This window comes from Anaerostipes sp. CAG:276 (assembly GCF_000432215.1).
In the GTDB taxonomy this organism is placed as follows: Bacteria; Bacillota; Clostridia; order Lachnospirales; family Lachnospiraceae; genus Anaerostipes; species Anaerostipes caccae.
Window position 1 is genome coordinate 93,494 of sequence record NZ_FR889202.1, and the last position, 7,911, is coordinate 101,404.

Here is a 7,911-nt window from a genome sequence, read left to right on the forward strand (position 1 = left end):
TTTACCATAATAAAAACGTCCTTTCTTATATTCAACTGGTCTGATTTCTTTATGAGTTAATCATATCAGGACAAAGATATTACCAAAACTAGTACTTTTTTTGGATTATGTAGTATTTTTATATAAAATTATGGGTGAATTATTTTTTGTGTCTTTTTTTTGGAACAAAAAAAGAACCCGCATCAATAAACACAGGTTCTTTCCTTTTTATTATGTTAAGTTAAAATTCGGCTATCTGCCGGATCGCATCCTCAGAAAGGATGGTTTGAAAATGTTCATCAAATAAAGCCTTAGTCGCATAAGTATTTGGGATACGTTTGCTGTACTCTGAAAGTCTGCTGCGGACTTTTGTAAAGTCATACTTGTTGTCCTCGGCAGACAGGCAGAGATAATAACAGTTATTTTCGGTATCTTTATATAAGCGGCTTTCATGCGGAAAGCTTATCACCAGTTTTGCTGCATAAGCTACTTCTTCCAGGGAAGAAAAGCAGTATACGTCACAGTTGGAATCCATAATGGCCAGATGCATTGCATCAGCCAGTTCGGACAGATCGCTGTCAGAAGCATCGTCGAGGAAATTGAGAACTCCGTCGGAATCTTCCAGGTTCATATTGCCGGATGAAATCTTTGAGTTGACTAATTTCTCGTAACGGTCATTAAACTGATCGGCGTCTTCCACTTTCGTGACGACGAGTATCAGACATTCCTGGGAGACCGGGATCGCTTCTACCATAAGAGGAATGTTATTGGTCTCAAAACCTAATTCCTGAGAAGCTTTCTTCATCAGTTCGCGGAACAGTCCTTTGGCCTTATCGGAACCAAATGCCAGTTCGTTGAGCAGTGTCTCTTTTCCAGCAAGGTCAGCTTTATTCAAAGTACATCGGATTTGATTGTCACTAATTCGTTCTATCTTCATAGTCATCACTCCCTTACTTTATATTATAGTATAGTATCTGAATGCATATGTGTAAAGTGTTTCTGAATAACTTACAAAAATATACAGAAATACTTGAAATAATTTACAGAATTTGCTATTATAAACTTACAGCATATGGAAATGAGCTCTTTCCTTCGCTGAGGCGCCGCATCTTCGCTGCCTTTTCGGCAGTGTCTTAAATTTATATATCATAGCACTTTTCTGGCTCATTTCACAAACACTTCAGAATGGAGATTATCATGGGACATCGCAGTGATTTATTGGATTATTTAGAACTTGGATTGGCAGTCCAGGTCGATGGAATACCCGTAGACAACAGCAATCAGGAACAAATGGATCTTATGCTTGAGGAAGATGATTCCTACATGAAAGACTTCATTGATGATGAGAAAGGGGAGATCTGTGCCGTCTATTATCAAAAAGTAACCAATCATTAAACAATGCGTCATCTATACCAGTAGTATCTCAATTAAGCCAAGGGATTATTTCTCTTGGCTTAAATAGGATTGAATTCCCTTATAGATGGCCTGTGCTGCTTTTTCCTGATAAGCTTTATCCTGAAGTTTCTGCTTTTCTTCTTCATTGCTCAGAAAACCGCACTCTGCGATGACAGTTACATAAGGATTATCCCGAAGAAGAAAGTAATCGCTGTTTGCTTTTGCCACTCTGTGGTTGTCTGGATCTAAATTTTCAACCAGGGAACTTTGCAGGCAGTCAGCAAGCTGTTTCCCTTTTTGAGACCCCTGATAGTAAAATACCTGTGCACCGTGTACTTCACCGCTGGGATAGCTGTTCTGATGAACACTCACCACAAGAACCGGCTCGGCATCAAAGATAATCTGCTTCCTGTTGGAAAGATCGGAAACTTTTACATTGGTCGTGCTGGTGGCCAGATTGTAGTCGCCGTCCCTGGTCATTTTTACCTTGAATTTTTTCTTTTCCAGGATCGTTTTTAATTTTTTTGATATGGCCAGATTGATGTCTTTTTCCAGCACATCTCCGCTGCCGACTTTTCCGGGATCATTGCCGCCGTGTCCGGGATCGATGATGATGACATTCTGTTTTCCGATCGTCTGGTTTACAAAGATCGGAAGGGTGATCGAGGAAATATAGAGCAGGACGATGATACAGAAGATCGCGCCCCCTAAAAGTTGTTTACGATATTTCATTTGGAGACCTCAGGACTTTTGTAATATTATATTCAGAACAAGGCCTGATATATGAATGACATTTTCCGCATGATTTCCGCTCGGCTCTTAGAATGCCTCACTTCAATCATGCAGAAAATGGACATAATGTATGATTTGTTAAAAGTTCTGATCTGTGATTTGGTCATTTTGGAAATTTTCTTTTGATGTCGTGCCGTCCCAGGTATTCGCCGGTCATTTTTACGACCTGGCCAGACAGCAGTGTGATGGAGATCAGATTCGGTATGGCCATCAACCCGTTAAAGGTATCCGAAAGGTTCCAGACAAAGGATAAGTGCAGAATGGAGCCTAAAAATATAAAATAGAGAAAAACAAGTTTATAATTGGTGACGGCTTTTCTGCCAAATAAATAGACGGCTGCCGTCTCACCGTAAAAGGACCATCCAATGAGGGTGGCAAATGCAAAGAATACGATGGCGATAGATACGAAGGCGGAGCCCCAGGAGCCGAAGACTGTGGAGAAGGCAGCGCTGGTCAGGGGGACTCCGTTGGGCAGTGAATCAAAATGAATCGTGGTGCCCTGGGCCGCGTCCAGAGCCATAGCCTTGAGATAGGTTCCCTCGTCATAGACACCGGAAGTGAGGATCGTAAGGGCTGTGATGGTACACATCACAACCGTGTCGGTAAATACTTCAAAGATACCCCACATGCCCTGGACAACGGGTTCTTTTGTGTCGGAGTTTGTATGTACGGTGACGGAACTTCCCAATCCTGCCTCGTTGGAAAAGACCCCGCGGGAGATTCCTTTTTTCATAGCAATGGTGATCCCGTAGCCAAGGACACCTCCTCCGGCAGCTTTTGGTGAGAAGGCACCGTGGAGGATCGAATGGATTGTGGATGGAATCCGGTCCATGTGGACAAAAATAATTACAATACAGCCCAGTGTGAATAAGGCAGCCATGACCGGGATGATTTTTTCTGTCACGCCGGCGATCCGTTTGATGCCTCCCATTATGACAAAACCTACCATGAACAGGGTGACGAGACCTGTGATCACCGGGGAAATTGAAAAGGTGGAGGAGAGCGCGGAGGCCATAGAGTTTGCCTGTGCCATGTTTCCGATCCCGAGAGAAGCGAGAATACAGAATGCGGCAAAAAGAGAGGCCAGCCATTTTGCGCCGAGGCCCCGTTCCATATAGACCATGGCACCTCCGGCCCATTTTCCGTTTTTGTCCCGATAACGGTATTTCATTCCGAGTGTGACTTCCGCATAATGTGTCATCATTCCCAGGATCGAAGAAATCCACATCCAGAAAATAGCCCCGGGTCCTCCGGCAGTGATGGCAGTGGCGACTCCGGCGATATTTCCGGTTCCCAGGGTCCCGGCCAGGGCGGTGCAGAGGGACTGAAACTGTGAGATGGAAGCCGAATCCTTTGTTTTTCTTACCTCAGATTTTTTCAAAGAGGACAAGAGCGTGGAAGAGATCCACAATCTGAAATGTCTTAACTGGAAGCATTTTGTCCTAAGTGTAAACATCAGGCCGACACCTAAGAAACAGGCCAGCATAGGAGTTCCCCAGATAAAGGAATTGAATGCATCATTCAGACGGCTGATCAGAGAAAATATTTGAACCATATATCAAACCTCTTTGCGGCAATTAAAGTATTATATTCAGCCAGGCAGCAGGTTTATGATTTTTGGCGGAAAACTCCCTGCTTTATTTTTTAGGAAAAGTTTGTTATAATGATTGCTAATGGGTTTTTCTCAGAAGAAGGATGGGTTTTATGAAGACAATAGTGAGAAACGTTGAAAACAAGGACAATAAGGAAGCGATCCGGGAAGCTGCCGGGCTTCTTCGGGAGGGGAAGCTGGTAGCTTTTCCCACGGAGACAGTCTATGGACTTGGAGGCAGCGGCTGGATGGAAGAGGCCGCATCCAGAATCTACGAGGCAAAAGGGAGACCCTCTGACAATCCTCTCATCCTTCATATCGGGAGCATGGAGATGATCGATGAGATCACATCTTGCGTACCGGGGCCTGCCAAAAAAGCGATGGATGCTTTCTGGCCGGGTCCGCTGACCGTGATCCTGCCCAAAAGCGACAAGGTTCCATACCGGGTTACCGGGGGACTCGATTCCGTAGCCGTCCGGATGCCCAGTCATCCTGCAGCGCTGGCCCTGCTGAGAGAGGCGGGTGTTCCTGTGGCCGCGCCCAGCGCCAACACTTCGGGAAGGCCCAGCCCCACAAAGGCGGAACATGTGGTAGAGGACCTGGACGGCAAGATCCCGATGGTATTGGACGGGGGAAAAGTAGAAGTGGGCGTCGAATCGACGATCGTTGATTTTACCGGAGAAGTACCGGTCATTTTAAGGCCGGGAAAGATTACAAAAGATGAACTTGAGAAGGCTCTTTCGACAGAGGTGCTGATGAGTACTCTGTCAGTGAAAGAGGATACAGTGCCCAGGGCACCTGGAATGAAGTACAAGCACTATGCGCCGAAAGCTCAGCTGGTCCTTATCCTTGGAGAGGACAGAGAGAAAGTAGCAGAGGAGATCACGAAAAGGGTCCGTGACTGCCGTAAACAGTGCATGAAGACCGGAGTTATCGCCACGGAAGAGACAATGGACCGTTATGATGCAGATGAGGTAATCTCTGTGGGGAGCCGCAGCCATATGGAGACAGTGACGGCAAACCTCTATGACGTGCTGAGAGAATTTGACCACAGAGACGTGGATGTGATCTTTTCAGAGGGATTTGAAGGTGAAGAGTATGAAGAAGCGGTGATGAACCGTCTGGTGAAAGCAGCGGGACATCAGATGATCCGTGTTTAAAAGGAGATTAGTTTGAAAAAAATTATATTTGTAAGTACGAACAACACCTGCCGCAGTTTTATTGCGGAATCGGTGCTGCGGAAATATTTAAAAGACGCTCACAGAAGAGACATCCAGGTGGAGTCCAAGGGACTCGTCGTATTATTTCCGGAGCCGGTACACACAAAAGCAGCAGATCTGGTCAGGAAGAGCGGGATTGAGATCATAGATTTCAAAGCGTCCCAGCTCACACAGGAAGATGTGGAGACCAGTGATCTGATTCTCACCATGAATGATAAGCAGAAAGAAAAGGTACTGGAAGACTATCATGGATATAAGGAAGTGGCCACCATCAACGAGTATGCTAATGATGAGGGGGCAGTCATCGACCCTTACGGGATGGATGATGAAGACTATGAACATTGCTTTGTACAGATTACACAACTAATCCATAAAATCTGGAACCATAAGTTAGGAGGAAATGAAATGATAGGTATTGGAAGCGATCACGGCGGATATGAGCTGAAACAGGCGGTTATTAAGCACCTGGAGGAGAAAGGGCACGCAGTAAAAGACTACGGATGCTACTCAGAGGAGTCTTGTGATTACCCGGTATATGCAAAAGCGGTGGCTGAGGGCATACTGAAGGACGAAGTGAAGCAGGGAATTCTGATCTGCGGAACAGGAATCGGTATTTCCATTACTGCCAATAAGATCAAAGGTATCCGGGCGGCACTGTGCGGAGACACATTCAGCGCAAGAGCAACAAGAGAACATAATAATGCCAACATACTGGCACTGGGGGCAAGAGTCACCGGAGAAGGCCTGGCACTTGATATCGTGGACACATTTTTAGAGACAAAATTTTCTAACGATGAGAGGCATATCCGCAGGATCAATATGATCGAGGACTAAATTTTAAGAAGATATTATACGGCATGGACAGCACTCGCGGCTTCTGTGCCGTATGACATTTTCCACATGATTTCCGTTCGGCTCTTAGAATGTCTCACTCCAATCATGTAGAAAATAGACATAATGTCTGCTGGACAAGTATTATTCGAATAAAATGGGCTATTCAATGTAAGATTTCTTTATTCATTAGCCTTCTCCAGAAGATATTTCGTGTATTTCGTGCAAAAAGCTGCCGCACCTTTTTAGTGCGACAGTTTTTTAGAGTTTTTTAAACCACTATTTCCGTCACGTTTTGAAATGCGCACTTCCAATAGTGCTAAAAATATCGTTGGATAGCTTCTTGTGTTCAAGGAATACTTGTCCGGAAAACAAGAAAAAGAATAAATACCAGATAAATATGGAAATAATAGCTACTGTAAAAGGAATGCCCTCGGTTACAGATCTTTTTTTCCTAGCCATAATATGCTTTGGATGATATAATTACAAAGTGTGAGTAGAAACTTTTTCAAGGAGGTCTTTATGAAGATCAATAAGGACATTGTCCGTTCGTTATCTCTGATAACACAGCTGGGAATTACGATTCTGACATCGACATTTCTGTGCATGTTTTTAGGCCTCTGGCTGGACCGAAAGTTTTCTACCCATTTTTTTATCCCGTTATTGATTCTGGGCATTGGCGGAGGACTGAGCGGTGCCTGGAAACTCATAAGGAATGTCAGTGAAGACCAGGAGGGTGATGATGACAGAAGAATTTAAAGAAATCAATCCCGTTCTTTTGGAATTGCTGGCCGGATTGGGGATCTACGGTGCGGCGGCCGGTGCAGCCGGCATGGTCACATCAGGGGGATCTCTGTACTTTCTGGCAGGGATTCTTGCGGGCCTGTTTTTTGCAGTCTGTCTGATCCTGAATATGTATCTGACCATTGATACTGCGCTGGATCTAGATCCCGAGTCTGCAAATAAGTATATGGTAAGGCGGACTCTGGTCCGCAAGGTTCTGACTGTCCTTGCGGCAGCTGTTGGGATTAAGATCCATATGCTGACATTTTCAGGGATCATACTTGGAGTTTTGGGGATTAAAATAGCTGCATATCTGCAGCCGCTGATCCACCGCCGTGTATCGGAAAGACGATCCGGCAGGAACGAAGAAGTAGAAAGTAAAATGAATTAAAAAGGAGGGAATGCTATGGGAATGATTCAGGCCCCCATGTTGGCTGCCGCATCGGGAAGTGATGTGGACTTCATGGTGCATGGGCTGATACCATTGAATTTTTTCGGGCATAAGGTATGGATCACCACCACTCATGTGACAACACTGATCGTCATGCTTTTTATCATGGTGCTGGCACTGATCGCGAGGCGGAGTATCATGAAAGATTATGAAAAGCCCAGCGGTCTTGCAAATGCAGTGGAACTGGTGGTGGAAATGCTGGATAAGCTGGTGAAGAGCACCATGGGAAAACACTGGAAGCCGTTTGCCAATTATATCGGAAGCATTATGTTTTTCATCTTTATTGCCAACACATCGGGGCTGTTCGGGCTTCGGGCGCCGACAGCCGATTACGGGACGACGTTGTCTCTGGCACTGATCACCTTTGTGATGATCCAGTACAGCGCATTTAAGACGAGGAAGTTCCGCATGTTTACGGACCTGTTTCAGCCGATTCCGGTGCTGTTTCCGGTCAATGTCATCGGCGAATTTGCGACTCCGGTGTCGCTGTCGCTGCGTCTGTTCGGAAACATCATGGCGGGGACCATTATGCTTTCGCTGTGGTACGGCCTGCTTCCGATCTTTGCGAAGCTGGGGCTTCCGGCATTTCTGCATGTATATTTTGACTTGTTTTCCGGTGCGATCCAGACCTTTGTCTTTGCCATGCTGACCATGACATTTATCGCAGACAAGAGGAATGCATAAACCGGAAGAAACTATCAGGAGCAATAAAAAGAACAATTTTATTTTTTAGGAGGATTTTCTTATGAATATTTCAAGTGAAGCATTTGTATTAGGTTGTTCAGCAATCGGAGCGGGACTTGCGCTGATCGCAGGTATCGGACCTGGTGTAGGACAGGGATACGCAGCAGGACAGGGTGCGGCAGCCG

9 protein-coding genes and 2 pseudogenes are annotated in these 7,911 nt (G+C 45.4%); 8 read left to right on the plus strand and 3 right to left on the minus strand.

The window, feature by feature from the left end; all coding sequences use genetic code 11:
• Window positions 1–220: 220 nt before the first annotated feature.
• A complete protein-coding gene (locus QVP35_RS13600) occupies window positions 221–916 on the minus strand; it encodes an adaptor protein MecA (protein WP_022261265.1) in 696 nt (231 codons plus the stop codon).
• 260 nt (window positions 917–1,176) lie between these two features.
• On the opposite strand from QVP35_RS13600, the gene QVP35_RS13605 reads away from it, so the two are divergent.
• Entirely contained in the window at window positions 1,177–1,374 is a 198-nt protein-coding gene (locus tag QVP35_RS13605) for a hypothetical protein (protein WP_022261266.1), read from the plus strand.
• A 45-nt stretch (window positions 1,375–1,419) separates the two neighbouring features.
• Here the strand turns inward: QVP35_RS13605 and QVP35_RS13610 are convergent, their stop codons facing one another.
• Complete coding sequence (locus tag QVP35_RS13610; protein WP_006567613.1) at window positions 1,420–2,106, minus strand: N-acetylmuramoyl-L-alanine amidase; 687 nt, start codon at window positions 2,104–2,106, stop codon at window positions 1,420–1,422.
• 163 nt (window positions 2,107–2,269) lie between these two features.
• On the minus strand, window positions 2,270–3,721 hold the full coding sequence (locus QVP35_RS13615) for an alanine/glycine:cation symporter family protein (protein WP_006567611.1): 1,452 nt from the start codon (window positions 3,719–3,721) through the stop codon (window positions 2,270–2,272).
• A gap of 140 nt (window positions 3,722–3,861) precedes the next feature.
• Between QVP35_RS13615 and QVP35_RS13620 the strand changes: the two genes are divergently transcribed.
• The 7 genes and pseudogenes from QVP35_RS13620 to QVP35_RS16660 all read left to right on the plus strand — a co-directional run.
• Window positions 3,862–4,917 carry an L-threonylcarbamoyladenylate synthase gene (locus QVP35_RS13620; protein ID WP_009289358.1) on the plus strand — a complete coding sequence of 352 codons (1,056 nt, stop codon included), beginning with the start codon at window positions 3,862–3,864 and terminating at the stop codon, window positions 4,915–4,917.
• A 12-nt stretch (window positions 4,918–4,929) separates the two neighbouring features.
• Window positions 4,930–5,340, plus strand: a pseudogene (locus tag QVP35_RS16740) (arsenate reductase/protein-tyrosine-phosphatase family protein); the annotation flags it as partial.
• Window positions 5,341–5,382: 42 nt separating this feature from the next.
• On the plus strand, window positions 5,383–5,811 hold the full coding sequence (rpiB, locus tag QVP35_RS16745; protein WP_039930273.1) for a ribose 5-phosphate isomerase B: 429 nt from the start codon (window positions 5,383–5,385) through the stop codon (window positions 5,809–5,811).
• Window positions 5,812–6,330: 519 nt separating this feature from the next.
• A complete protein-coding gene (locus QVP35_RS13630; protein ID WP_006567607.1) occupies window positions 6,331–6,567 on the plus strand; it encodes an AtpZ/AtpI family protein in 237 nt (78 codons plus the stop codon).
• On the plus strand, window positions 6,551–6,982 hold the full coding sequence (locus tag QVP35_RS13635) for a hypothetical protein (RefSeq protein ID WP_009289356.1): 432 nt from the start codon (window positions 6,551–6,553) through the stop codon (window positions 6,980–6,982). The genes QVP35_RS13630 and QVP35_RS13635 overlap by 17 nt, the downstream gene beginning before the upstream one ends.
• 15 nt (window positions 6,983–6,997) lie before the next feature.
• On the plus strand, window positions 6,998–7,726 hold the full coding sequence (atpB, locus tag QVP35_RS13640) for a F0F1 ATP synthase subunit A (protein WP_009289355.1): 729 nt from the start codon (window positions 6,998–7,000) through the stop codon (window positions 7,724–7,726).
• Between the two features lie 61 nt (window positions 7,727–7,787).
• Window positions 7,788–7,911, plus strand: a pseudogene (locus QVP35_RS16660) (ATP synthase F0 subunit C); the annotation flags it as partial.